22 protein-coding genes are annotated in these 23,550 nt (G+C 71.1%); 9 read left to right on the top strand and 13 right to left on the bottom strand.

Features of this window, described 5'->3' with window-relative positions; genetic code table 11:
- Positions 1–45: 45 nt before the first annotated feature.
- The gene (locus JYK04_RS20605; protein WP_189735617.1) at positions 46–1,053 is read left to right on the top strand and encodes a C40 family peptidase; all 1,008 of its coding nucleotides are present in this window, start codon (positions 46–48) and stop codon (positions 1,051–1,053) included.
- 205 nt (positions 1,054–1,258) lie between these two features.
- Positions 1,259–1,987, top strand: a complete 729-nt coding sequence (locus JYK04_RS20600) for a phosphatase PAP2 family protein (RefSeq protein ID WP_189734831.1) — start codon at positions 1,259–1,261, stop codon at positions 1,985–1,987.
- Between the two features lie 130 nt (positions 1,988–2,117).
- Here JYK04_RS20600 and JYK04_RS20595 read toward each other — a convergent pair whose 3' ends face one another.
- A complete protein-coding gene (locus tag JYK04_RS20595) occupies positions 2,118–2,330 on the bottom strand; it encodes a hypothetical protein (protein WP_189734833.1) in 213 nt (70 codons plus the stop codon).
- A 434-nt stretch (positions 2,331–2,764) separates the two neighbouring features.
- On the opposite strand from JYK04_RS20595, the gene JYK04_RS20590 reads away from it, so the two are divergent.
- Complete coding sequence (locus JYK04_RS20590) at positions 2,765–3,598, top strand: SCO4651 family lipoprotein (protein ID WP_189734835.1); 834 nt, start codon at positions 2,765–2,767, stop codon at positions 3,596–3,598.
- 138 nt (positions 3,599–3,736) lie between these two features.
- A complete protein-coding gene (locus JYK04_RS20585; protein ID WP_373045639.1) occupies positions 3,737–3,922 on the top strand; it encodes a hypothetical protein in 186 nt (61 codons plus the stop codon).
- 159 nt (positions 3,923–4,081) lie between these two features.
- On the opposite strand, the gene JYK04_RS20580 is transcribed toward JYK04_RS20585, so the two are convergent.
- The gene (locus JYK04_RS20580; RefSeq protein WP_189734837.1) at positions 4,082–4,396 is read right to left on the bottom strand and encodes a metal-sensitive transcriptional regulator; all 315 of its coding nucleotides are present in this window, start codon (positions 4,394–4,396) and stop codon (positions 4,082–4,084) included.
- A gap of 205 nt (positions 4,397–4,601) precedes the next feature.
- Between JYK04_RS20580 and JYK04_RS20575 the strand changes: the two genes are divergently transcribed.
- Positions 4,602–5,222 carry a DUF47 domain-containing protein gene (locus tag JYK04_RS20575; RefSeq protein WP_189734839.1) on the top strand — a complete coding sequence of 207 codons (621 nt, stop codon included), beginning with the start codon at positions 4,602–4,604 and terminating at the stop codon, positions 5,220–5,222.
- Between the two features lie 5 nt (positions 5,223–5,227).
- Positions 5,228–6,229 carry an inorganic phosphate transporter gene (locus JYK04_RS20570; protein ID WP_189734841.1) on the top strand — a complete coding sequence of 334 codons (1,002 nt, stop codon included), beginning with the start codon at positions 5,228–5,230 and terminating at the stop codon, positions 6,227–6,229.
- A 256-nt stretch (positions 6,230–6,485) separates the two neighbouring features.
- On the opposite strand, the gene pstB is transcribed toward JYK04_RS20570, so the two are convergent.
- The 7 genes from pstB to mshD form a co-directional block, all read right to left on the bottom strand.
- Positions 6,486–7,262: a phosphate ABC transporter ATP-binding protein PstB gene (gene pstB, locus JYK04_RS20565; RefSeq protein ID WP_030728551.1), complete on the bottom strand. Its 777-nt coding sequence runs from the start codon at positions 7,260–7,262 to the stop codon at positions 6,486–6,488.
- 28 nt (positions 7,263–7,290) lie between these two features.
- Positions 7,291–8,373 (bottom strand): phosphate ABC transporter permease PstA, encoded by a 1,083-nt coding sequence (pstA, locus tag JYK04_RS20560; RefSeq protein WP_189734843.1) that lies wholly within the window; start codon positions 8,371–8,373, stop codon positions 7,291–7,293.
- Entirely contained in the window at positions 8,373–9,362 is a 990-nt protein-coding gene (pstC, locus tag JYK04_RS20555) for a phosphate ABC transporter permease subunit PstC (RefSeq protein WP_030009314.1), read from the bottom strand. The genes pstA and pstC overlap by 1 nt, the downstream gene beginning before the upstream one ends.
- Positions 9,363–9,490: 128 nt before the next feature.
- Positions 9,491–10,627, bottom strand: a complete 1,137-nt coding sequence (gene pstS / locus JYK04_RS20550; RefSeq protein ID WP_189734845.1) for a phosphate ABC transporter substrate-binding protein PstS — start codon at positions 10,625–10,627, stop codon at positions 9,491–9,493.
- Positions 10,628–10,874: 247 nt separating this feature from the next.
- Positions 10,875–11,831 carry a CHAD domain-containing protein gene (locus JYK04_RS20545; RefSeq protein ID WP_189734847.1) on the bottom strand — a complete coding sequence of 319 codons (957 nt, stop codon included), beginning with the start codon at positions 11,829–11,831 and terminating at the stop codon, positions 10,875–10,877.
- Entirely contained in the window at positions 11,812–14,079 is a 2,268-nt protein-coding gene (locus JYK04_RS20540; RefSeq protein WP_189734849.1) for an RNA degradosome polyphosphate kinase, read from the bottom strand. Before JYK04_RS20540 ends, JYK04_RS20545 begins: the two co-directional genes overlap by 20 nt.
- Before the next feature lie 469 nt (positions 14,080–14,548).
- Positions 14,549–15,475, bottom strand: coding sequence for a mycothiol synthase (gene mshD, locus JYK04_RS20535; RefSeq protein WP_189734851.1), 927 nt, complete (start codon positions 15,473–15,475; stop codon positions 14,549–14,551).
- A 169-nt stretch (positions 15,476–15,644) separates the two neighbouring features.
- Here mshD and JYK04_RS20530 point away from each other — a divergent pair, with 169 nt between their 5' ends.
- Complete coding sequence (locus JYK04_RS20530) at positions 15,645–17,459, top strand: bifunctional metallophosphatase/5'-nucleotidase (protein WP_189734854.1); 1,815 nt, start codon at positions 15,645–15,647, stop codon at positions 17,457–17,459.
- A gap of 99 nt (positions 17,460–17,558) precedes the next feature.
- On the opposite strand, the gene JYK04_RS20525 is transcribed toward JYK04_RS20530, so the two are convergent.
- Positions 17,559–18,347 (bottom strand): alpha/beta fold hydrolase, encoded by a 789-nt coding sequence (locus tag JYK04_RS20525; protein ID WP_189734856.1) that lies wholly within the window; start codon positions 18,345–18,347, stop codon positions 17,559–17,561.
- Positions 18,348–18,472: 125 nt separating this feature from the next.
- Here JYK04_RS20525 and JYK04_RS20520 point away from each other — a divergent pair, with 125 nt between their 5' ends.
- Both JYK04_RS20520 and JYK04_RS20515 read left to right on the top strand, forming a co-directional pair.
- Complete coding sequence (locus JYK04_RS20520; protein ID WP_189734858.1) at positions 18,473–19,042, top strand: TetR/AcrR family transcriptional regulator; 570 nt, start codon at positions 18,473–18,475, stop codon at positions 19,040–19,042.
- Positions 19,043–19,117: 75 nt separating this feature from the next.
- On the top strand, positions 19,118–20,026 hold the full coding sequence (locus tag JYK04_RS20515) for a phosphatidylinositol-specific phospholipase C (protein ID WP_229875066.1): 909 nt from the start codon (positions 19,118–19,120) through the stop codon (positions 20,024–20,026).
- Here JYK04_RS20515 and JYK04_RS20510 read toward each other — a convergent pair.
- The 3 genes from JYK04_RS20510 to JYK04_RS20500 all read right to left on the bottom strand — a co-directional run bounded on the left by JYK04_RS20510 (position 20,006) and on the right by JYK04_RS20500 (position 23,514).
- The gene (locus JYK04_RS20510) at positions 20,006–21,439 is read right to left on the bottom strand and encodes a HAMP domain-containing sensor histidine kinase (protein ID WP_373297378.1); all 1,434 of its coding nucleotides are present in this window, start codon (positions 21,437–21,439) and stop codon (positions 20,006–20,008) included. The two genes, JYK04_RS20515 and JYK04_RS20510, sit on opposite strands and share 21 nt — an antisense overlap.
- Positions 21,436–22,167: a response regulator transcription factor gene (locus tag JYK04_RS20505; protein ID WP_189734862.1), complete on the bottom strand. Its 732-nt coding sequence runs from the start codon at positions 22,165–22,167 to the stop codon at positions 21,436–21,438. The genes JYK04_RS20510 and JYK04_RS20505 overlap by 4 nt, the downstream gene beginning before the upstream one ends.
- A 75-nt stretch (positions 22,168–22,242) precedes the next feature.
- Positions 22,243–23,514 carry a S1C family serine protease gene (locus JYK04_RS20500; protein WP_189734864.1) on the bottom strand — a complete coding sequence of 424 codons (1,272 nt, stop codon included), beginning with the start codon at positions 23,512–23,514 and terminating at the stop codon, positions 22,243–22,245.
- Positions 23,515–23,550 lie beyond the last annotated feature (36 nt).

Raw genomic sequence — 23,550 nt, 5'->3', positions numbered from 1 at the left:
GAAGTGACGTGGATGGGGGAGGGTTGACGCGTGCGCAGATTCTGGATGGTCGGCGGGATCGGGATCGGGCTGTGTCTGACGTTCGTGGCGCTCCTCGTCGTGGGGACGTACTCGGCCGCGGCAGGCCTCGTGGGGTCCGGGGCGGGTGGGCGCGCGGTAGGGCTGACGAAGGGTGCCGTCCCCGCCAAGTACCAGGCTCTGGTGGAGAAGTGGGGCAACCTCTGCCCGGCCATCAACCCGCCCCTGCTCGCTGCTCAGCTGTACTCCGAGAGCGGCTGGAACCCGAGTGCCGTGAGTCCGGCGGACGCGCGCGGTATCGCGCAGTTCATTCCGGGTACTTGGGCGGGCCACGGTATCGACGGGGACGGGGACGGGGACCGGGACATCTGGGACCCGAAGGATGCGATCCCGTCGGCGGCCTCGTACGACTGCGAGCTGGCCAAGGACGTGGCGAGCGTGCCCGGGGACGACGCGTCGAACATGCTCGCCGCCTACAACGCGGGGGCGTACGCGGTCATCAAGTACGGCGGCGTGCCCCCGTACAAGGAGACCCAGGGGTACGTGAAGGCCATCACCACCCTGGCCAAGAGTTTCGAGCGGCCCGTCGGGCGGGTGGCGCCGTCGCAACAGGCGGCCGGGGCCATTTACTTCGCGCAGAAGCAGCTCGGGACGCCGTATCTGTGGGGTGGCAACGGGACGCCCGATCAGGACGGGCGGTTCGACTGTTCCGGGCTGACCAAGGCCGCGTACGAGACCGTGGGGATCGAGTTGCCGCGGGTGGCGAACGACCAGTACAACGCCGGTCCGCACCCGTCGCGCGATCAACTCCTGCCCGGTGACCTCGTCTTCTTCTCCGATGATCTGACGAACTCTCGGGAGATCCGGCACGTCGGGCTCTACGTGGGCGGCGGGTACATGATCAACGCCCCTTATACCGGCGCCGTCATCCGCTTCGACAAGATCGACACCCCCGATTACTTCGGTGCGACGCGCGTGACCAAGGACGGTGCGGAGGCCCTTCCGGCGCGTCCCGCCAGCGGTCCCGCGGCTTAGCAACTCTCCGTAATGCAAAGGCCCTGAGCTGCAACGATGGGTCACTCTTCGATAACGTTGGAGTGATCATTGCGTGGAGAATGGAACGCGGGGGCCAGAACGGGCGTTCCATGGGCGCGGGGGTTGATCAAGTGGGGGGCGGAGGGGCGCACACAGGGGTGCGTCCCGCAGGGGAACCACGGCAAGGGCAAGGGGCCGCATCACCATGGCTGGACTCACAACAGGTGGGCCGAACGTGGATGTCAGCCTGCTGTACCAGATCAACGGAGTCGCCCGGCACGCTCCGGCGTGGCTGGACCGGGTCGTGAGCCTGGCCGGGGAGTACGGGATCCTGCTGGCCCTGGTGCTCCTGGTCCTGTGGTGCTGGCGCGGTACGCGCCGGCAGGACGAAGCCTGCGCCGTCGAGACCTTCGCCGCGCTCGTCTGGGCCCCGCTGGCCGCCGGACTGGCGCTGCTCGTGAACGTGCCGCTGCGTGAATTCGTGGGGCGGCCGCGGCCGTTCCGCCAGCACGAGGGCCTGCAGGTGCTCGATCCCGCCTTCGGCTGGGGGCTCGGGCGCACCGAGTTCTCCTTCGTCAGCGGCCACACCACCCTCGCGATGGCCCTGGGCGTGGGCCTGTTCGTGGCGAACCGGAAGCTCGGCCTCGTGGGGATCGGGCTGGCCTTCGCCGAAGGCCTGTGCCGGGTCTACATGGGCATCCACTATCCGACCGACGTCATCGGCGGCGTCGCCCTCGGTACCGCCGTCGTGCTCGTGCTCGCGCCGCTCGCGATGGCGGCGCTGACGCCGGCGGTGCGGGCGGTGGCCCGCTCCCGGCGCGGTGGCTGGCTCGTACGGGCCAAGAACCCCGTGCTGGCCCGGCCGGTCGGCCTCCCGCAGGCACCGACCCCGCCCGCGGGGCGGCGTACGCACGAGAACGACCTCGCCGCCTGACACCCGTGGTGGTGCGGCAGGGGTCAGCTCTGCGCGTACGCGTTCCATACGGCGAGCAGCACTGCCGCCAGCAGGCACAGCAGCGCCGCCCCGAAGAACACCCGCACCGCCTTCGGCCGGGGCCGGGGCATCAGGGGTCACCGCCGTCGGCGTCGCGCCGGTACCGGGAGCGCAGCCACCAGCCGGTCGCCGCGGCCGCGGCCGACGTGAGTCCGACGGCCAGGGCGACGTCGGCCGGGCCGTCCGTCGAGCCCACGGGTCCGGCCCAGGCCGCGGCGGCCGGGGCGGACACGAGGAGCAGGGCCCAGAGGAGGGTCGCGAGGCGGGCTGCGGAACCTGGCATGGGTCAAGGGCATCCGCTGCGGTGCGCCCCGGCCAGCCGGGCGGTCCGAACGGCGTAGGGGGTGTCCGGCCCTGACCGGCGGGACTCCCTCTAGGCCGTGTGGCGGGCCGCGTCCCTGCGGGCCAGGTCGCGGGAGCGGCGGGCCGGACCGTTCCAGCCGCAGGTGCAGACGGCCAGACAGAACGATCCTCTGTCGGCGGTGGATGTGGTGTGGCCGGTCGGTGGCTCCGGCTGCGCGTGCGGCCGCGGGAGCGGCAGGGAGTCAAGCGGAGGGACCAGTCTCGCTTCGGTGTGCGGTTCCACAGGTCCACGGTACCGGGGCGGGCGACGCGCGGGGAGGGTGCGCCCCCGTGACGGGAAACCCCTGACCTCGTTAAGCGGAGCGGGTGGGGGCCTCGGGCAAGCAGCGGTCATGCGTTGGGGGTTGGCAGGCGATGGTGGATCACCAGCACAGGCGGCCGCGCGGACGTGCGGGTGAGGCGGTGCTCGCCGCCGGCCTCACCCTGGCGGTCACGACGATGACCGGGTGCGCGGGCGACGCGGGCGACGGCCGGCCCCCGGCGGACGCGGCGGCGGTGGTCCGCGGGGCCGCCGACGCACTGGCGAGGACCGGCAGCGCCCGGGCCCGTACGGCCATGGAGATGGCCACGGGCGGTACCCGGGTCACGATCCGCGGCGAGGGCGGGGTCGACTTCAAGAAGCGGATGGGTCAGCTCCTTGTGATGCTCCCGGCCGATGTGAAGGGCAAGGCCGAGCACCGGCCCATCACGGAGCTGCTCGTGCCGGGCGCGCTCTACATGAAGAACCGCGGCGCGGGCGTCCCGGACGACAAGTGGGTCAGGGTCGACACGACGACCCTGAACGACGGGAACCTGGTCACGGGCGGGGCCACCGATCCGCTGGTCGCGGCCGAGCTGCTGAAGGGCGCGCAGGAGGTGACGTACGTCGGGGAGACCGAGGTGGCGGGCACCAAGGTGCGGCACTACCGGGGGACCACCGACATCGGGCGGGCCGCCGGGAGCGCGTCGCCGGAGGTGAGGGGGGCACTGGAGGCGGCGGCGAAAGGGTTCAGCACGGACACGGTGCCGTTCGACGCCTACCTGGACGAGGAGGGGCGCTTGCGGAAGGTCAGACACCGGTTCACGTACGTCAACAATGGCGTGATCGATGTGTCCTCGACCACGCTGCTGTACGGGTTCGGGACGCCGGTGACCGTCGTATTGCCCGCAAGCGGGGACATTTACGCCGGGAAGATCTCCGACCAGTGAGGCGGACGAGGGGCGGGCGGTGCGATCGGGCCACGGCCCGGTATCCGGAAATGGTCCATCCGTGTCATGCGGGGGACGGCACGGCCTCCCTACGCTGAGAAGCCGGGCGCCGGCGCGTGGTGCGGTGCGGTATGACCGATGACGGCCGGTGGCCGGTGGCAGATTGAGGTGACACGCGTGACTCCCGCAGGCGGTACGACGGTGCAGGACCACGTTGCTCTCGCCGAGATCGAGCTGTGCGGTGAGCTGATCATCGCCGCCTCGGCGGCCGCGGAGGAGCGGCTCAGCCTGGACCGGATCGACGAGGTCCTGCTCGGGCAGTAGCCGGTCGCCTGCCGCGCCGTTGCCGGGGCTCCGCCCCAGACCCCGCGCCTCAAACGCCGGCGGGGCTGGAGGGTGCGCCTCGAACTCCCCCGGCTACCGCTGGGAGGTACCCCCTGGCGGGGCCGGGGTGTGTGGGGCCGGGTCTGCGGAGGGCGGCGGTCAGGTGCGCAGGAGGCGGGCGATGGCCTTGGTGGCCTCCTCGACCTTGGCGTCGATCTCGGTGCCGCCCTTGACCGCGGCGTCGGCGACACAGTGCCGCAGGTGTTCCTCCAGCAGCTGGAGCGCGAAGGACTGCAGTGCCTTCGTGCTCGCCGAGACCTGGGTGAGTATGTCGATGCAGTAGACGTCCTCGTCGACGAGCCGCTGGAGGCCGCGGATCTGGCCCTCGATCCGGCGCAGCCGCTTGAGGTGCTCGCCCTTCTGGTGGTGATAGCCGTGGACGGCTCCGGAGCCCTCCGCCTCGATGGTCGTCATAGGTCCTCCCGTGGTCCGGAACGAGGGGCGCATGCCGAACGCATACCCCTCATGGGTATAGAATACTGGGCCGCGCCGTGCGGGGCAGGGGTCCGTGGTCCTCACTCTGCCCGATGGAGGACACTGTGGAACGGCCGGTTAGCCGTGGCCGGGGGATGCGCCTAGCATCAGCCTGACCGAATCCAATGCATCCCGAGGACCTCACGTGCGATTTCGTCTGACCCCCAGGGAGACGAGCTTCTACGACATGTTCGCCGCATCCGCGGACAACATCGTCACGGGCTCCAAGCTCCTGATGGAACTGCTCGGAGCGGACTCCTCCGCCCGGGCCGAGATCGCGGAGCGGATGCGGGCAGCGGAACACGCGGGGGACGACGCCACTCACGCGATCTTCCACCAGCTGAACTCCTCCTTCATCACGCCGTTCGACCGCGAGGACATCTACAACCTGGCCTCGTCGCTCGACGACATCATGGACTTCATGGAGGAGGCCGTCGACCTCGTCGTCCTCTACAACGTGGAGGAGCTCCCCAAGGGTGTCGAGCAGCAGATCGAGGTGCTGGCGCGGGCGGCCGAGCTGACCGCCGAGGCCATGCCGCACCTGCGGACGATGGAGAACCTGACCGAGTACTGGATCGAGGTCAACCGCCTCGAGAACCAGGCCGACCAGATCCACCGCAAGCTGCTCGCCCAGCTCTTCAACGGCAAGTACGACGCCATCGAGGTGCTGAAGCTCAAGCAGATCGTCGACGTGCTCGAAGAGGCGGCCGACGCGTTCGAGCACGTTGCGAACACGGTGGAGACCATCGCGGTCAAGGAGTCCTGAACCTCGTGGACACCTTCGCTCTGGTCGTGACCATCGGTGTCGCGCTCGGCTTTACCTATACGAACGGTTTTCACGACTCCGCGAACGCGATCGCGACGTCCGTCTCCACGCGGGCGCTGACCCCGCGAGCGGCGCTGGCGATGGCGGCCGTGATGAACCTCGCCGGAGCCTTTCTCGGCAGCGGCGTCGCCAAGACGGTCAGCCAGGGCCTGATCGAGACGCCCACCGGCTCCACGGGCATGTGGATCCTCTTCGCGGCGCTGGTCGGTGCGATCGTCTGGAACCTGATCACCTGGTACTTCGGTCTGCCGTCGTCCTCCTCGCACGCGCTGTTCGGCGGCATGGTGGGCGCGGCGCTGGCCGGCGGTACCGAGGTGATCTGGTCGGGGGTCCTCGACAAGGTCGTCATCCCGATGTTCGTCTCGCCGGTCGTCGGCCTGGTCGTCGGTTACCTGGTGATGGTGGCCATCCTGTGGATGTTCCGCCGGTCCAACCCGCACAAGGCGAAGCACGGCTTCCGTATCGCGCAGACGGTGTCGGCGGCGGCCATGGCACTCGGCCACGGTCTCCAGGACGCGCAGAAGACGATGGGCATCGTCGTGATGGCCCTGGTCATCGCCGATGTGCAGAGCGCCGACGCGCCGATCCCGGTCTGGGTCAAGGTCGTCTGTGCCGTGATGCTGTCGCTGGGTACGTACGCGGGTGGCTGGCGCATCATGCGCACGCTCGGCCGCAAGATCATCGAGCTGGACCCGCCGCAGGGCTTCGCGGCCGAGACCACGGGTGCCTCGATCATGTTCGGCTCGGCGTACCTCTTCCACGCGCCGATCTCCACCACCCACGTGATCACCTCGGCGATCATGGGCGTGGGCGCGACCAAGCGCGTCAACGCGGTCCGCTGGGGCGTCGCCAAGAACATCATCCTGGGCTGGTTCATCACCATGCCGGCTGCGGCCCTGGTCGCGGCGGTGTGTTTCTGGATCGTGGACCTGGCGTTCGTCGGCTAGCGCCGGGACGTGGCCCCGTGCTGGGGGTCCGGGGGTCATCCCCCGGGGATGCAGTATCACCATGCCGGCTGCGGCCCTGGTCGCGGCGGTCTGTTTCTGGAACGTGGACCTGGCGTTCGTCTAGGTCCCGGACCCTCCCCGGACGGTATCCGGACGAAAGCGGGCCGGCTCCCCCCACCCAGGGGGAGCCGGCCCTCTTTCTTTTTTCGCCTTGCGGTGGCACCGCCATGCAGCACCGCAGGACGCCTGTCCCGGTCTAGCCGAAGCGACCCGAGATGTAGTCCTCGGTCGCCTGGACGGACGGGTTCGAGAAGATCCGGTCCGTGTCGTCGAGCTCGATGAGCTTGCCGGGCTGGCCGACGGCCGAGAGGTTGAAGAAGGCGGTGCGGTCCGAGACGCGGGCCGCCTGCTGCATGTTGTGCGTCACGATGACGATCGTGAAGCGCTCCTTGAGCTCGCCGATCAGGTCCTCGATCGCCAGGGTGGAGATCGGGTCCAGGGCGGAGCAGGGCTCGTCCATCAGCAGGACCTGGGGCTCGACCGCGATGGCGCGGGCGATGCACAGGCGCTGCTGCTGGCCGCCGGAGAGGCCGGAGCCGGGCTTGTTCAGGCGGTCCTTGACCTCGTTCCAGAGGTTGGCGCCCTGGAGCGACTTCTCGACGATGTCCGTGAGCTCGGACTTCTTGAAGTTGCCGTTCAGCCGCAGGCCCGCCGCCACGTTGTCGAAGATCGACATGGTGGGGAAGGGGTTCGGGCGCTGGAAGACCATGCCGACCGTGCGGCGGACCGCGACGGGGTCCACTCCGGTGCCGTACAGGTTCTCGTCGTCCAGCAGGACCTTGCCCTCGACACGGCCGCCGGGGGTGACCTCGTGCATGCGGTTGAGGGTGCGCAGGAAGGTGGACTTGCCGCAGCCGGAGGGGCCGATGAAGGCCGTCACGGAGCGGGGCTCCACGGTCATCGAGATGTCGTCGATGGCCTTGTGGGTGCCGTAGAAGGCGGACAGTCCGGAGACGTCGATTCGCTTCGCCATGGGGGTCACTTCGCTTTCATGAGTCGCGTCAGCGACCGGTCTTCGGGGCCTTCCAGCGGGCGATGCCGCGGGCCACCAGATTGAGGATCATGACGAAGGCGATCAGGACGAGCGCTCCTGCCCATGCCCGGTCGTAGGAGGCTTCACTGCCGACCTTGTACTGCTCCCAAATGTAGAGCGGGAGCGAGGACTGGGCGCCTTCGAAGGGGTTGCCGTTGATCAGCTGGGAGCCGAAGACCAGCAGCATGATCGGGGCGGTCTCGCCGGCGATGCGGGCGACGGCCAGCATCAGGCCGGTGGAGATGCCGCCGATGGCGGTCGGGAGCACGACCTTGAGGATCACGCGCCACTTCGGCACACCGAGGGCGAGGGCGGCCTCGCGCAGCTCGTTCGGGACGAGCTTGAGCATCTCCTCGGTGGAGCGGACCACGACCGGCATCATCAGGATCGACAGGGCCATGGCGCCGGCGAAGCCGGACGGGCCGAAGCCGAGCATCAGGTTCCAGGTCGTCAGGATGAACAGGCCCGCGACGATGGAGGGGATGCCGGTCATGACGTCGACGAAGAAGGTGACGGACTTGGCGAGGCGGCCCTTGCCGTACTCGACCAGGTAGACGGCGGTCAGCAGGCCGATGGGGGCCGCGATCAGCGTGGCGAGGGCGACCTGCTCGATGGTGCCGAGCAGGGCGTGGTAGACGCCGCCGCCCTCGTCGAAGCTGGTCACGCCGTTCATGGAGTGGCTGAGGAAGTCGCCGCTCAGGAGCTTCAGGCCGCGGCTGATCGTGGTCCACATCAGCGAGAGCAGCGGGATGACCGCGAGGACGAAGCAGACCCACACGAGGGAGGTCGCGACGCGGTCCTTGGCCTGGCGGCGGTTCTCGATCACCGCGCTGGCGGTGTACGTGACGGCGATGAAGAGCAGCGCCGCGAGCAGACCCCACTGGATCTTGCTCTCGAGGCCGAAGGCGAGGCCGATGCCGCAGCCGAGGGCGAGCGAGAGGGCCGCGATGGCCGCCGGGGCCCAGCGGGGCAGGCCGCCGCGGGTGAGGCCGGCGGGGGCGGGGGACTTGTGGGACCGGGTGGGCCGCTGGTCCTGGATTGCGTGGCTCATCAGGCGTTCGCCCCCGAGAAGTCCTTGCGGCGAGCGATGATCAGGCGGGCTGCACCGTTGACCAGCAGGGTGAGCAGGAAGAGGACGAGGCCGGAGGCGATCAGCGCGTCGCGGCCGAACTCGTTGGCCTCGTCGAACTTCGCGGCGATGTTCTGCGCGAACGTGCCGCCGCCCGGGTTCAGGATGTGGCCGGAGATCAGGAAGCTCGGGGAGAGGACGGTGGCGACGGCCATGGTCTCGCCGAGCGCGCGGCCGAGGCCGAGCATCGAGGCGGAGATGACGCCGGAGCGGCCGAAGGGCAGCACCGACATGCGGATGACCTCCCAGCGGGTCGCGCCGAGGGCCAGGGCGGCCTCCTCGTTCATGCGCGGGACCTGGAGGAAGACCTCGCGGCTGACGCTGGTCACGATCGGCAGGATCATGATCGCGAGCAGGATGCCGACGGTGAAGAGCGAACGGGCGACGCCGACCTGGGTCTTCTCGAACACGTACGTCCAGCCGAGGTACTCGTCCAGCCAGAGGTTCAGGCCGTTGAGCTGCGGGACGAGGAAGAGGGCGCCCCAGATGCCGTAGATGATCGACGGCACGGCGGCCAGCAGGTCGACCACGTACGCGAGGGGCGCGGCCAGCTTGCGCGGCGCGTAGTGCGAGATGAACAGGGCGATGCCGACAGCGATCGGAACCGCGATGGCCATCGCGACGATCGAGCTGACGACGGTGCCGAAGAGCAGGACGGCGATGCCGAAGACGGGCGGGTTGGCCGACGCGTTCCAGTCGAAGGTGGTGAGGAAGTTCCCCTCGTTCTTCGACAGGGCGATCGAGGCACGGTAGGTGAGGAAGGCGGCGATCGACGCCATGATCACCAGGAGCAGGATGCCGGAGCCCTTGGAGAGCCCGGCGAAGATCTTGTCACCGGCGCGGCCGGTGGACCCTCCGCTACGGGTGACAGGCGGAGCCGTGTCTATCTGGGTGGGTGTGGTGGAAGCCATGGTCTTTCCGGTCTGTGTGGGGGGCAGGCCCCCTGGCGGCGGTGCACCGGATTCCCCCGGGTGAAGGGGAAGGGTCCCGGGTCCGGTCCGCCCCCGGACGGGGGAGCGGACCGGACCCGGGGTCAGGATCAGCCGAGGGTGTTGATGACCTCGCGGACCTTGGTGTTGATCTCGGCCGGGATCGGGGCGTAGCCGTTCTCGAGGAGGACCTTCTGGCCCGCGTCCGAGGCGGCGTAGTTCAGGAAGGACTTGACGGTCGGGAGCGTCTCGGCCTTGTTGCCCTTGTCGCAGACGACCTCGTAGGTCACCAGGACGAGCGGGTAGGCGCCCTCGGCCTTGGTGGTGTAGTCGAGCTTGAGGGCCAGGTCGGAGCCGGTGCCGGCGACCTTGGCGGCGGCGATGGCCTTGGAGGCGTTCTCACCGCTGGCCTTGACCGGGGCGGAGGCGCCCGTGTTCAGGTCGACGGTCTTGATGTTCTGCGAGCTGGCGAAGGAGAGCTCGAAGTAGCCGATCGCACCGTCGACCTGCTTGACCTGGGCGGCGACGCTGGAGGAGCCGGAGGCCGACTGGCCGCCCGGGGCGGCCCACTTCTTCGCGGCCTCGTACGGCCAGGCGTCGCCCGCGGTGGCCTTGAGGTACTTGGTGAGGTTCTCGGTGGTGCCCGAGTCGTCGGAGCGGTGGAAGGCCTGGATGGCGGTGGAGGGAAGCGTGACGCCGGGGTTCAGCTTCTTGATCGCCTCGTCGTCCCACTTCTTGATCTTGTCGTTGAAGATGTTGGCGACCGTGGCGGCGTCGAGGTTCAGCTTGTCCACGCCGGCCACGTTGAAGCCGAGGGCGATGGGGCCGCCGACCATCGGGAGGTCGATGCCCTGGCCACCGGTGCAGATCTTCTTCGACTCCTCGACCTGCTCCGGCTTCAGCGCCGAGTCGGAGCCGGCGAAACCGACCGTGCCCTGGTTGAAGGCGACGATGCCCTCACCGGAGGAGGAGGACTTGTAGTTCACCTCGACGCCGGAGCAGGCGGCCATGTAGTTCTTGATCCACAGCTCGATCGCGTTCTTCTGCGCGGAGGAGCCGGAGGCCAGGAGCTTGCCCTTGGCGTCGTCGCACTTGATGTCGCCCGCGGCGGCCGCGGAGGGCTTCGCCGAGCCGTCGGCGGTCTTGGTGTTGTCGTCCGAGCCGCACGCCGTGAGGACCAGGGCGCCGGACACGACGAGCGCCCCGAGGGCGGAGGCACGAAGCATGTTCTTGCGCTGAAGCTTCACTTTTCGGGTGTTCCTTCCAGAAGCCGCCGGCCGCTTTCTGTATCGGGGCGGCGTGCGAAGAGGACTGCGTCGGTGGTGCGCGGCTGAGCTGCTCGACGTCCGGGCGACTCGCTCCGTGCATCACCGAAATTAGGCAGAACAGGTGAAGCAGCCGACCGGGCCAAGTGAACGGATGGTGAACCGTGGCGGACGACCCGGTGCGTCCCGAGCTGGTCGCATACAGGCGTCATCATCCGTTATCCGTACGTTATCGCGGCGTGACCGCGGGTTCCGGAAGCCAGAGGTGCTGGAACGCGAGACGCGCGGCCTCGACCTCGTGGCGCTGGTCGGCGTGCAGGACGCCCAGGGCGTAGGCCGTCGCCGGGGCGATGCGCGGGGTGCGGGCCGCCGTCGCCGAGGCGGTCGCCGCCTCGGCCGCGTCACGGTGGCGGTCCAGGGCCTCGCCCGCGGCCGCCGGCCGGGTCACGTCCTCGCCGAGGGCCTCCCGCGCGTACCGGTGGACCCGCAGCAGGCGGCGTACCTCGTGCCAGGGCCCGTCGTGGTCCGCGTTGTACGGATGGGCCCCGTCGACCGGGGGCAGCGCCGCGACCGCCGCCGACAGGCGGTTTTCGGCCACGGCGGCCAGTGGGACGAGCACGTCCGTCACCCGCCCCCGGGCCGCGACCGCGTCCAGCGGGACCTCCGATGCCAGCACCGCCACCGCGTCCGCGACCGCGTGGAAGCGGGAGGAGCCGAGGGCCTGGAGGGTGGCCGAGTGGGCGCGCGTACGGGCCAGGGTCAGCTGCCGTTCCAGCAGTGCGCCCGCCCGCGCCGAGCCCACCGTCAGCGCGCCGGCCGAGCCGCGCGGCGCAGGCAGTTCCGGGGAGCCCGACAGCCGGTGCAGGGCGTCCATCAGCCGCGTCAGCCGGGCCGCGTACGCGTGCTCGTCGGCCAGCGTCGAGGACAGCCACACCAGCTCGGTGCGCAGCCCGTCGGCCCAGGAGGACTCGGTCACCACCCGGAAGGTGGCCAGGGATCCGCTGATGCGGCGCGCAGCCCCCCGCAGGCTGCGCGCCGCGTCGCTTCCTTCGGCGGCATCGGCCCCGCTCTCCTCGTGCAGGCGCAGCCCGCGGAGGAAAGCGGTGGCCTGGGCGCGCAGGTACGCGCCGAGTACGGCACCTGCGTCCGCCGTCGCCGTAATCGGGTCATGGTTTGGCTGAGCCACGCCGGCGCCTCCGGGCGTCTATGAGCGTCTCCTGTACGTGCCGCAGCGGCTGGCCGTCCGCGTCCGTGCTGTGCCGGGTCCACTCGCCGTCCGGGCCCAGGTGCCAGGAGGAGGTGGCGTCGGACATCCCGGTTTCCAGCATCCGGTCCAGTGCCGCGCGGTGGGCCGGGTCGGCGACCCTGACCAGTGCCTCGATGCGGCGGTCGAGGTTGCGGTGCATCATGTCGGCGCTGCCGATCCACACCTCGGGTTCGCCGCCGTTGCCGAAGGCGAAGACCCGGGAGTGTTCCAGGAAGCGGCCGAGGATCGAGCGGACCCGGATGTTGTCCGAGAGCCCGGGGACCCCGGGGCGCACCGCGCAGATGCCGCGCACCCAGATGTCGACGGGCACTCCCGCCTGGGAGGCCCGGTAGAGCGAGTCGATGAGGGCCTCGTCGACGATCGAGTTCATCTTGAGCCGGACGTAGGCGGGGCGGCCGGCCTTGTGGTGGGCGGCCTCCTTGTCGATCCGCGCGATCAGTCCGTCCCGCAGCGAGCGGGGCGCCACCATCAGCCGGCGGTAGGTCTCGCGGCGCGAGTAGCCGGACAGCCGGTTGAAGAGGTCGGAGAGGTCCGCGCCGACCTGAGGGTCGGCGGTGAGCAGGCCGAGGTCCTCGTAGAGCCGGGCGGTCTTGGGGTGGTAGTTGCCGGTGCCCACGTGCGAGTAGCGGCGCAGCGTCTCGCCCTCCTGGCGGACGACGAGCGACAGCTTGCAGTGGGTCTTGAGGCCGACGAGCCCGTAGACGACGTGGCAGCCGGACTCCTCCAGCTTGCGCGCCCACTTGATGTTGGCCTGCTCGTCGAAGCGGGCCTTGATCTCGACGAGTACGAGGACCTGCTTGCCGGAGTCGGCGGCGTCGATCAGGGCGTCCACGATCGGGGAGTCGCCGGAGGTGCGGTAGAGCGTCTGCTTGATGGCGAGGACGTCCGGGTCGGCGGCGGCCTGCTCCAGGAAGGCCTGCACCGAGGTGGAGAAGGAGTCGTACGGGTGGTGCAGCAGGACGTCCCGCTCGCGCAGGGCGGCGAAGATGTCGGGCGCGGACGCGGACTCGACCTCGGCGAGGTCGCGGTGGGTGCCGGCGACGAACTTCGGGTACTTCAGCTCCGGGATGTCCAGCGAGGCGATCCCGAAGAGGGCGGTCAGGTCCAGCGGGCCGGGCAGCGGGTAGACCTCGGAGGCGTTGACCTTCAGCTCCTGCACCAGCAGGTCCAGGACGCCCGGGTCGATGGACTCCTCGACCTCCAGGCGTACGGGCGGGCCGAAGCGGCGCCGCATGAGCTCCTTCTCCAGGGCCTGGAGCAGGTTCTCGGCGTCGTCCTCCTCGACCTCCAGGTCCTCGTTGCGGGTGACCCGGAACATGTGGTGCGCGAGCACCTCCATGCCGGGGAACAGCTCCTCCAGGTGCGCCGCGATGACGTCCTCCAGCGGGACGTAGCGCTGCGGGGAGGCCTCCAGGAAGCGGGAGAGGAGCGGCGGGACCTTGACCCGGGCGAAGTGGCGGTGGCCGCTGACCGGGTTGCGTACGACCACGGCCAGGTTCAGGGAGAGGCCGGAGATGTACGGGAAGGGGTGCGCGGGGTCCACGGCCAGCGGGGTCAGCACCGGGAAGATCTGGTTGCGGAACAGGGTGAAGAGGCGGGCCTGCTCCTTCTCGGTGAGATCGGGCCAGCGGATGAGGTGGACGCCCTCCTCGGCGAGTGCCGGGGAGATGTCCTGCTGGAAGCAGGCGGCGTGCCGGGCCATGAGCTCGCGCGAGCGCGTCCAGATGAGGTCCAGCACCTCGCGGGGCTGCAGGCCCGAGGCCGATCGGGTGGCGACACCCGTCGCGATGCGCCGTTTGAGGCCGGCCACGCGCACCATGAAGAACTCGTCGAGGTTGCTCGCGAAGATCGCCAGGAAGTTCGCGCGTTCGAGGAGGGGCGTGGTGGGGTCCTCGGCGAGCTCCAGCACCCGTTCGTTGAAGGCGAGCCAGCTGCGCTCCCGGTCGAGGAAGCGTCCCGGCGGGAGCTCGTCGCCGTCCTTGTCGTCTTCGTAGGCGTCCAGATCCGCGTCCAGATCGGGCTCCAGGTCGACGTGCGGGCGGTGCGCCGAGATGGAGCCTATGCGGGCGTGGGCTCCGGTGACGGACCGGCCGGGGGCGGCGCCGGGGGTGTGAGACGGGTGCTGGGCGGGGACCTCGGTGGGGCCTGCGCTGGGCTGGTGGCTCATGACTCCATTGTTCCGCGCAAGCGGCAGGACAGGCGCGTCGGAAGGGTTCGCCGTCAGTCGGAGTCGGGGCTGCATTGGGGGAGAGTCGCAAGCGCTTCTGAATGCCCGGTTAATGGCGTGTGGCTTCCCGGGTCCGGATGGCGCACGAGTCGCCTCCCGGCGGGGGTGGCGGGGGCCGGTGCGCCCCCCGCGTGCGCGGGTGCGGCGCCGGTGCGGGTGGCTCCGCATGCGCGCGGGTGCGGCGCCGGTGCGGGGGCTCCGCCCCCGGGCCCCCGCCGGGCTCCGCCCGGACCCGCGCCTCAATTGCCGGCGAGGCTGAAAGAGCGGGGCTCCGCCCCGGACCCCGTGCCTCGATCTCCCCCAGCTAACGCTGGGAGGTGCCCCCGGGCGTGAAAGAGCGGGGCTCCGCCCGGGACCTCGCGCCTCGATCTCCCCCAGCTACCGCTGGGAGGTGCCCCCGGGCGGGGCTTCAGCTTTCCGTGCGGTACATCAGGTCCACCTCGTGGGTGGTGAAGCCGAGGGCCTCGTATACGGCCAGGGCCGCCGGGTTGTCGGCGTCCACGTAGAGCATGGCCGTCGGCAGGCCCCGGGCCGCCAGGTGGCGCAGGCCGATCGCGGTGAGGGCCTTGCCGAGGCCGCCGCCCTGGGCGCCGGGGCGGACGCCGACCACGTAGACCTCGCCCAACTGCTCCGCCGCGTGGACCTTCGTCCAGTGGAAGCCGACGAGCTCGCCGTCGCGCTCCGCGAGGAAGAAGCCCTCGGGGTCGAACCACGGCTGCGCGATCCGGTCGTCCAGGTCGCGCTGTGTCAGCGAGCCCTGCTCCGGGTGATGGGCGAAGGCGGCCGCGTTCGCCGCGAGCCAGGCCTTGTCGTCGGCGCCGGGCACGAAGGTCCGTACGGTCACCCCCGGCGGGAGCACCGGCTCCGGCAGCGGGTCCCCGCCGGCCAGCGGCCGGCGCAGCTGGCGCAGCTCGCGGAAGAGGGTCAGGCCGAGCACCTGCGCGAGGTGCCGGGCGGCCGACTTCCCGCCGTGCGCCCATACCCGCAGCCGCTTGCCGGAGGCGGCGAGCAGGGCGGTGCCCATGGCCCGCCCGTGCCCGCGGCCGCGCAGCGCCGGGTGCACGACGAGTTCGGCGGCCGGGGCCTCCACCGGGTCGGTGTCCTCCAGTTGCCCGTATGCGGAGAGCCGGCCGCCTTCGGTGAGCAGGAAGTGCCGGATCCCCTCGCGCGGTCCGCCGCGCAGCTGGAGCCGGCCCTGTTCGGACACGGCGGTGGTGCCGTCGGTGCGTGCCGCGTCCTCGATCAGGTCGAGTACGGCGATCGCCTGTTCCTCCGTCAGCTCGTCGAGGGTCTGAATCTGCCGTCCCGGCTCCAGGGCCGCTGCTGCGTCAGTCATGGCACGAGCCTACGACCGCCGCGGGTGGCGGGCGGAGTGCGGGCGCGAGGTCGGTCCTTCTTCTGCGCGTAACCAACGCGATACCCCTACCCCCTGGTAGAGCTACGCGCGTTGACCATAGGCTTCGGCGGACCTCCCACGTTCTACCGCTGTCACATAAGGGGACTAAATGTCAGCGACGCCACAACGGCACCGCCGAACCCGCCGGTTGACCCTCACCGCCCTCGCCGTCACGGCCGGTGCCGGGGCCATGGTCGCCGCCGCACTTCCGGCCGGTGCCGCGAGTGGTGGCGGTGCGGCCAAGAGCCGGACCGTCGATGTGCAGATGCTGTCGTTCAACGACTTCCACGGCACGCTGGAGCCCCCGCAGGGCTCCTCCGGCACCGTGACCGAGCGTCAGGCCGACGGCACCACCAAGGCGATACCCGCGGGCGGTGTCGAGTACCTCGCGACCGGCCTGCGCGAGGCCCGCAAGGGCCACGAGTACTCCGTCACGGCCGCGGCCGGTGACATGATCGGCGGCAGCCCGATGCTGTCCGGTCTCTTCCACGACGAGCCCACCGTCGAGGCGCTGAACAAGCTGAAGCTGGACGTCACCAGCGTCGGCAACCACGAGTTCGACGAGGGCAAGACCGAGCTGCGCCGCATGGCGTACGGCGGCTGCCACCCGGTCGACGGCTGCTTCGAGTTCGGCAAGGAGTACACGGGCACCGAGTTCAAGTACCTCGCCGCGAACGTCACCGACGAGAAGACCAAGCGTCCGCTGATGTCGCCCACCTTCATCTGGAAGAAGGGCGACGTGAAGATCGGCTTCATCGGCGTCACCCTGGAGGGCACTCCGGACGTCGTGACCGCCGACGGGGTCAAGGGCCTCAAGTTCGGCGACGAGGTCGAGACGATCAACAAGTACGCCGCCGAGCTGGACAAGCAGGGCGTGAAGTCGATCGTCGCGCTGATCCACGAGGGCGGCCTGCCCGCCAGCGGCGCGTACAACTACGACTGCAACGTCCCGGGGGCCGGCGCCGGCGTCTCGGGCGCCATCGTGGACATCGCGAAGAACATCGACCCGAAGGTCGACGCGCTGGTCACCGGCCACACGCACCAGGCGTACGCGTGCAACATCCCCGACCCGGCCGGCAACCCGCGCATGGTGACCTCGGCCGCCTCCTACGGCCGCGCGTTCACGGACACCACGCTGACGTACGACCGCCAGACCAAGGACATCGTCCGCACCGCGGTCTCCGCGCCCAAGCCGGTCACCAAGGCCGTCACCCGGGACGTGCCCAAGGCCCCGGACATGACCGAGCTGATCACCCGCTGGAACGCGCTCGCGGCCCCGGTCGCCGGCCGTCCGATGGGCTACATCTCGGCGGACATCGCGGGCCGCGGCTCCGAGGCCCCGGAGAAGCCGCTCGGCGACCTGATCGCCGACGCGCAGCTGGAAGCCACGGCCCCGGCAGCCAAGGGCGGCGCGCAGCTCGCCCTCATGAACCCGGGCGGCATCCGTGCCGACCTGGCCTACAAGGCCGCGGGTGCCGAGGGCGACGGCGTCGTGACCTACGGCGAGTCCTACACGGTCCAGCCGTTCAACAACCTGATGAACATCGTGGACCTGACGGGCGCGCAGCTGATCACCGCGCTCCAGCAGCAGGTGACCGGCCCGGTCAACGGCCCGAACCCGAAGATCCTCCAGGTCTCGAAGGGCTTCACCTACACCCTGGACATGACGAAGACGGGCGCGGACCGCATCGTCGTGGACTCGGTGAAGCTGAACGGCGCGGCGATCGACCCCGCCAAGACCTACCGGGTCGCGATGAACGAGTTCCTCGCGGGCGGCGGTGACGGCTTCACCGTCCTGAAGGACCACAAGAACAAGCTGGTCGGCGTGCCCGACCTGGAGGCGTTCAACGCCTTCCTGGGCAAGTCGACGGCGGAGGCCCCGATCGCCCCGCCGGCGGCGAACCGCATCACCGTCATCAAGTAACCCCCCGCACGCAGCGCGCCCGAAGGGGCGGTGGGCCGGTCGGCCCGCCGCCCCTTCGGCGTTTCCCCGGGCACCCCCGTGGCGCGGGGACCAGGCGGATCAGAGGGTGGCCAGGAACGTCCCGACCGCGGTGTGGAAGCCGTCCGGGTCCGTGAAGGGCACGAAGTGGTCGCCGTCCAGGGGGGTGTACGAGGTCTTGGGGCGGCGCGCGACCATCGCGTCGGCGGTGTCCTGGCGCAGGACCTGGCTGTGGACCGCGTGGATCAGCAGGGCCGGGCAGGTGCTCGCGAGCCAGGTGTCCCAGTGGTCGCCCCGGCAGGCCTCGATGGAGTCGAGCATGTCCTGGGGGTGGAACGGCAGCCGCCAGCCCTCGCCGGAGGGGAGCGGGCGCAGGGCCTGCTCGACGAACTGGGCGCCCACCGGCCCGGCGGCTTCGAGGAGTTCCTCGCGGGTGGGGGCGGTGTACCGCATGGCGTGCAGGAAGTCGAAGAGGGGGCCCTCGGTGGCGGGCCGGATCTCGATGGTGGCGTCGACGCCGATGAGTGCGGAGATCCGGTCGGGGTGCGCGGCGGCGAGGTGGTAGGCGTTGAGGCCGCCGAGGGAGTAGCCGAGGAGGGCCACGGGGGCGTCCAGGCCGAGGTGGTCGAGGAGGGCGACGGCGTCGGAGACGTAGCCCTCGCGGCGGTAGTGGGGGGCCCGGTCGGAGCTGCCGTGGCCGCGCTGGTCGGGGGCGATGACCCGCCAGGCGTCGCCGAGGTGCGCGGCGAGCCCGGCGAAGGCGAGGCCCTCGGACAGGCCGCCGTGCAGGGCCAGGAGCGGGCGGCCGGTGCCTCCGGAGTCCACGTAGGACAGGGTGCGGTCGTCGATCTTCATCTCGTGGCGCTGCATGGCGTCCTCCCCGTTTCGTCGATCTTCCGATCTGCCGGTGTCTGAAGCCTGCCAGGATTTGGGCGCACGCGCAATACGAATGTGTAGGGCGCTTGCCCAAATCGGGGCGCGGCTACGATCCCCGCATGGGAAATCGCGAGGACCTGCTGGCCGGAGCGCGGCGCTGCCTGGAGGAGAAGGGCTACCTGCGCACGACCGTGCGCGATGTCGCCACGGCCTCGGGGGTGAGCATGGCCGCGATCGGCTACCACTTCGGATCCCGGGAGGCCCTCCTCAACCAGGCCCTGTTCGCCGCCATGGAGGAGTGGGCCGCCGGGTCCGGCCGGCTCACCGGCGAGGGCGAGACCGCGGGGGAGCGCTACGCCGACACCTGGGACCGCAAGATCCGCGACTTCGGCGAGACGCGCTGGCTCTGGCTGGCCTCCGTCGAGGCCTTCGTCCACGCGCAGTCCTCACCCGAACTGCTCGCGATCCTCGCCGAGGTGCAGCGCCGCAACCGGCGGATGGTGGCCGCGGCCCTGCGCGGGGTGCCGCAGGAGGAGGTCTCCGAGGCGGACGTGCGGTCCCTCGGCTCGATGCACATCGCGCTGCTCAGCGGGGTGATGGTGCAGACCCTGACCGATCCGGAGCAGGCTCCCGACGGCGGCGAGCTCCTGCAGGGGCTGCGCTCCATGGTCGAGCTGCTCGAAAGATGACCACTGCCGACAGATGGTAAAGCTGACGTGTGCACGCCATAATCCGGCCATCACCGGGTCGGCGAAGGGGCGGGCATGGGCATCGGCATGGGCACGGTCACGGGCGCCGGCAGGGGCGCGGGCATGGACCGGCGGGCGTTCCTGGCCGGAGCAATGGCCGCGGGCGCGGCCCTCGGACTGGGAACCGCACCCGCCTCGGCCGCGACGCTCGGCACCCAGGACTGGATGGCCGGCCTCGGCGACTCCACCCCCCTGCAGCGGATGACCATCCCCGGCACCCACGACTCCGGCGCCACCAAGGGCGGCCTCTACGTCGCCTGCCAGAACACCTCGATCGCCCAGCAGCTCGACTCCGGCATCCGCTTCCTCGACGTCCGCTGCCGGGTCACGGGCGGCTCCTTCGCCATCCACCACGCGGCCTTCTTCCAGGACCTGATGTTCGGGGACGTCCTCGTCGCCTGCGGGAACTTCCTCGCCGCGCACCCCGGCGAGACCGTCCTGATGCGCGTCAAGCAGGAGTACTCCGGGGAGAGCGACGCCACCTTCCGCGCCGTCTTCGACGACTACCTCGACCACCGCGGCTGGCGGCCCCTGTTCCGGATCGCCGACACCCTGCCCGCCCTCGGACAGGCCCGCGGGAAGGTGGTCCTGCTCGCCGACAACGGCGGCCTGCCGGGCCTGCGCTACGGCGACGGCAACGTCTTCGACATCCAGGACGACTACAACACCGAGCCCTTCGCCAAGCGCGGCCGGATCGAGAACCACTTCCGCAAGGCCGTCCAGCAGCCCGGCAGGCTCTTCGTGAACTACGTCAGCACCTCGGCGTACATGCCGCCGCGCTGGAACTCCGACCGGCTGAACCCGCAGGTCCACTCCTTCGTCGACGGCGCGGAGCTGGCCGGCCGGACCGGGCTCGGCATCGTCCCGATGGACTTCCCGAACACCCGCTCCGGCCTGGTCGCCTCACTGATCCGGCACAACTGACGGATCGGAGGGCGGCGGGGTCGGCGCCCCCGGGATGCGGAGCACCGCCTCCGTGCCCGGGCCGCCGTCCGCCGCCGCCCGCAGCTCGGCGCTGCCGCCCGCGCGCGCCGTCGTACGGGCCACGATCGACAGGCCCAGCCCGCTGCCGGGCAGGGCGCGGGCCGACTCGGACCGCCAGAACCGCTCGAAGACGTGCGGCAGGTCCGCGGCCGGGATGCCCGGACCGTGGTCCCGTACGGTCAGCTCGCCCGCCCGCAGCGTCACCGCGACCGTGCCGCCCGACGGGCTGAACTTCACCGCGTTGTCCAGGACGTTGACCACCGCCCGCTCCAGCGCGGCCGCCTCGCCCCGTACGTACCAGGGCCGCAGGTCCGAGTCGAAGCGGAGCTCCGGACCGCGCAGCCGGACCCGGGACAGCGCGGCCCCGGCGATCTCGTGCAGGGCGACCACCTGGAGCGGGCTGCCCGCTCCGGCGTCCGGCCGCGACAGCTCCTGCAGGTCGCCGATCAGCGAGGCCAGCTCCGTCATCTGCGCCTTGACCGAGGCCAGCAGCTCCCGCCGGTCGTCGGGCGGGATGGCCCGGCCGGTCTCCTCGCTGCGCGCGAGCAGCTCGATGTTGGTGCGCAGCGAGGTCAGCGGGGTGCGCAGCTCGTGCCCGGCGTCCGCGATCAGCTGGGCCTGGCGCTCCTGGGAGGAGGCGAGGGCCGCCGTCATCGAGTTGAAGGACCGCGACAGACGGGCGATCTCGTCGTCCCCGGCGTCGGGGATCCGTACCGTCAGGTCCTCGGTGCGGGCGATGTGCTCGACCGCGTCGGTCAGCTCGTCGACGGGCCGCAGTCCGGTACGGGCCACCCACAGGCCGGCCGCGCCCGCGCCGACCGCTCCGACGCCGCAGACCAGGAGCAGCACCCAGGCCAGGGTGGACAGCGGCTTGTCGATGTCGGCGAGCGGCTTGGCCACCGTCAGTGCGGCGGGCTGACTGCCCACGAGGGCGGGTTGCGTGTAGACGCGGACGGGGATGCCGCTGGTGGTGGTCGCGTCGTAGAGGACGGGGCCGCGGCGTCGCTGGGCGACCTCCAGGTCGATCGCGGTGACCTTCAGGGTGTTGTTGCCGTCGACCCAGCAGTGGCCGCCGTCCTGCAGCACGATCTGCACCTGGGCGCTGAGGTTGTTGGCCGCCTGCTCCGGCAGGGGCGGGCCGGGGATGCAGCGCAGCTTGGCGTAGACCTGGTTGGCCTGGGCCGCGGCGTCGGTGGCGCGCAGCGAGCTGTCCAGCTGCGCACGGAGCTGGGTGCGGACCATCACCCAGGACACCGCCGCCACGGCCGCGACGGCGAGCGCCACCGCCACCGTGACCAGCAGCGCGAGGCGGGAGCGCAGCGGCAGCGCGCGGAATCTGGCCACCGGGCTCACTCCGGCCCGCTCTCGCCGGCGCGCAGCGCGTAGCCGACCCCGCGCACGGTGTGGACCAGGCGCGGCTCGCCGCCGGCCTCCGTCTTGCGGCGCAGGTACATCACGTACACGTCCAGGGAGTTGGAGCTGGGTTCGAAGTCGAAGCCCCAGACGGTCTTGAGGATCTGCTCGCGGGTCAGGACCTGGCGCGGGTGCGCGAGGAACATCTCCAGCAGCGTGAACTCGGTCCGGGTCAGCTCCACCGGCCGCCCGCCCCGGGTGACCTCGCGGGTCGCGAGGTCCATGCGCAGGTCGCCGAAGGTCAGGGCGTCCTCGTGGCTCTCGCCGGGGGCCTGCGCGGCGGCGTAGGAGCTGCGGCGCAGCAGGGCGCGGACGCGGGCGAAGAGCTCGTCGAGTTCGAAGGGCTTGACGAGGTAGTCGTCGGCGCCCGCGTCGAGGCCGGTGACGCGGTCGCCGACGGTGTCGCGGGCGGTGAGCATCAGGATGGGTGTGAGGCTGCCGGAGGCCCGCAGCCGGCGGGCGGCCGTCAGCCCGTCCATCCGGGGCATCTGGATGTCCAGGACGATCAGGTCCGGGGCGTACGAGGCCGCCTTGTCGAGGGCGTCGAGCCCGTCGACGGCGGTCTGCACGGCGTACCCCTCGAAGGCGAGACTGCGGCGCAGGGCCTCGCGTACGGCCGGTTCGTCGTCGACGACGAGGATCCGCGCTTCGCCTTCGGCGGGATTCATGGATGGATCTCCCAGGGGTGGTGGTCGGCCGTGGAGTGCGGCACGTGACGGCGCCTCCAGCCTCGCACGGGCGGGTCAGAAGCTGGTGCCGAAGCCGTTGGCGGCGGAGCCGGAGCCGGTGCCCGTGTCGGAGGAGCCCGCGCCGCCGGGGCCGCCCTTGCGCAGGGAGTCCAGGTCGGCCTTGATCGTGTCGACGGGGATCGCGAAGCCGAGGCCGACGCTGCCGGCGGCGGAGTTGCCGGAGGCGGGGGAGTAGATCGCCGACGGCATGCCCACGATCCGGCCGTTCATGTCGACGAGGGCGCCGCCGGAGTTGCCGGGGTTGAGGGAGGCGTCCGTCTGGAGGGCCTTGTACGAGGTGGTGTCGGAGCCGGTGTCCCCGTTGAACTGGCGGCCGCCGAAGGAGAACGGCCAGCTGTCCTCGCCCTGCTGCCGGCCCTGCGGTGACTGCTGCTCGGACTTGGGCACCTTCACCTCGCGGTTCAGCGCGGAGACGATGCCGCTGGTGACGGTGCCGGTGAGGCCGTCGGGCGAGCCGATGGCGACGACCTGGTCACCGACCTTGACGCCGCCGGAGTCGCCGAGGGCGGCGGGCTTGAGCCCGGAGGCGCCCTGGAGCTTGATCAGGGCCAGGTCCTTGTCGGGGTCGGTGCCCACGATCTTGGCCGGGTACTTCTTGCCGTCGCTCATCGTCACCTGGACCTGGGCGGCGCCGCTCACCACGTGGTTGTTGGTGACGATCTCGCCGTCGGCGCTGAGGACGATGCCGGAGCCGGTCCCCTGGCCGGAGCCGGTGCGGACGTCGATCCGGACGACCGAGGGGCTGACCTGCTCGGCGACTCCGGCGACGGTGCCGGAGCTGGACTGCGAGACGTTGGTGCCGTTGACCCCGCCGGTGCTGCCGGCCTGCCGGTCCATCAGCTGCTGGACGGCTGCCGCCGTGCCGCCGCCGACCAGGGCCGCGGCGAGCGCGACGGCGGCCAGCAGCGCGACCGGCCGCTTGGCACGGGGTGCGGGCGCCGCGGCGTGGGCGGGCCGGCCGGGGCCGCCGCCCTCGCCGCTCCCCTCGCCCCCGCCGCCGCCGCCGTCCGCGGCCGCGGACGCCGGGACCGTCTCGCCCCGGATGACCGGCGGCAGGTGCGCCTCGTGCCAGCCGGGCGCGGCCGGCGGGTACGGGGGCGGCGGCGGGTAGGCCCCGGCCCCCGCTCCGGTCCCGGTCCCGGCCCCGGCTCCGGCCTCCTGCGTCAGCCTGTCGTGCCCGCGCTGCCAGTCCTCGCCGAACGGCGCGTGCTGGGCCGGGCTGTTCTCCTGCGGGTACTCGCCTTCGCGGCGAAAGCTGTCGGTCATGGCACCGACTCTGACCGCGGATCATGAGAGCTTCCT

The organism is Streptomyces nojiriensis (assembly GCF_017639205.1).
Taxonomy (GTDB): domain Bacteria; phylum Actinomycetota; class Actinomycetes; order Streptomycetales; family Streptomycetaceae; genus Streptomyces; species Streptomyces nojiriensis.
Note: the sequence above shows the minus strand (reverse complement) of the source record. Positions and strands in the feature narration are given on the sequence as shown.

What these genes read in the sequence shown, in the direction of transcription:
- JYK04_RS20605 (WP_189735617.1), top strand. Translation starts at nt 46, where the DNA reads ATGGTCGGCGGGATCGGGATCGGGCTGTGTCTGACGTTCGTGGCGCTC.
- JYK04_RS20600 (WP_189734831.1), top strand. Translation starts at nt 1,259, where the DNA reads ATGGCTGGACTCACAACAGGTGGGCCGAACGTGGATGTCAGCCTGCTG.
- JYK04_RS20595 (WP_189734833.1), bottom strand. Translation starts at nt 2,330, where the DNA reads ATGCCAGGTTCCGCAGCCCGCCTCGCGACCCTCCTCTGGGCCCTGCTC.
- JYK04_RS20590 (WP_189734835.1), top strand. Translation starts at nt 2,765, where the DNA reads ATGGTGGATCACCAGCACAGGCGGCCGCGCGGACGTGCGGGTGAGGCG.
- JYK04_RS20585 (WP_373045639.1), top strand. Translation starts at nt 3,737, where the DNA reads ATGACGGCCGGTGGCCGGTGGCAGATTGAGGTGACACGCGTGACTCCC.
- JYK04_RS20580 (WP_189734837.1), bottom strand. Translation starts at nt 4,396, where the DNA reads ATGACGACCATCGAGGCGGAGGGCTCCGGAGCCGTCCACGGCTATCAC.
- pstB (WP_030728551.1), bottom strand. Translation starts at nt 7,262, where the DNA reads ATGGCGAAGCGAATCGACGTCTCCGGACTGTCCGCCTTCTACGGCACC.
- pstA (WP_189734843.1), bottom strand. Translation starts at nt 8,373, where the DNA reads ATGAGCCACGCAATCCAGGACCAGCGGCCCACCCGGTCCCACAAGTCC.
- pstC (WP_030009314.1), bottom strand. Translation starts at nt 9,362, where the DNA reads ATGGCTTCCACCACACCCACCCAGATAGACACGGCTCCGCCTGTCACC.
- JYK04_RS20540 (WP_189734849.1), bottom strand. Translation starts at nt 14,079, where the DNA reads ATGAGCCACCAGCCCAGCGCAGGCCCCACCGAGGTCCCCGCCCAGCAC.
- mshD (WP_189734851.1), bottom strand. Translation starts at nt 15,475, where the DNA reads ATGACTGACGCAGCAGCGGCCCTGGAGCCGGGACGGCAGATTCAGACC.
- JYK04_RS20530 (WP_189734854.1), top strand. Translation starts at nt 15,645, where the DNA reads ATGTCAGCGACGCCACAACGGCACCGCCGAACCCGCCGGTTGACCCTC.
- JYK04_RS20525 (WP_189734856.1), bottom strand. Translation starts at nt 18,347, where the DNA reads ATGCAGCGCCACGAGATGAAGATCGACGACCGCACCCTGTCCTACGTG.
- JYK04_RS20520 (WP_189734858.1), top strand. Translation starts at nt 18,473, where the DNA reads ATGGGAAATCGCGAGGACCTGCTGGCCGGAGCGCGGCGCTGCCTGGAG.
- JYK04_RS20515 (WP_229875066.1), top strand. Translation starts at nt 19,118, where the DNA reads ATGGGCATCGGCATGGGCACGGTCACGGGCGCCGGCAGGGGCGCGGGC.
- JYK04_RS20505 (WP_189734862.1), bottom strand. Translation starts at nt 22,167, where the DNA reads ATGAATCCCGCCGAAGGCGAAGCGCGGATCCTCGTCGTCGACGACGAA.
- JYK04_RS20500 (WP_189734864.1), bottom strand. Translation starts at nt 23,514, where the DNA reads ATGACCGACAGCTTTCGCCGCGAAGGCGAGTACCCGCAGGAGAACAGC.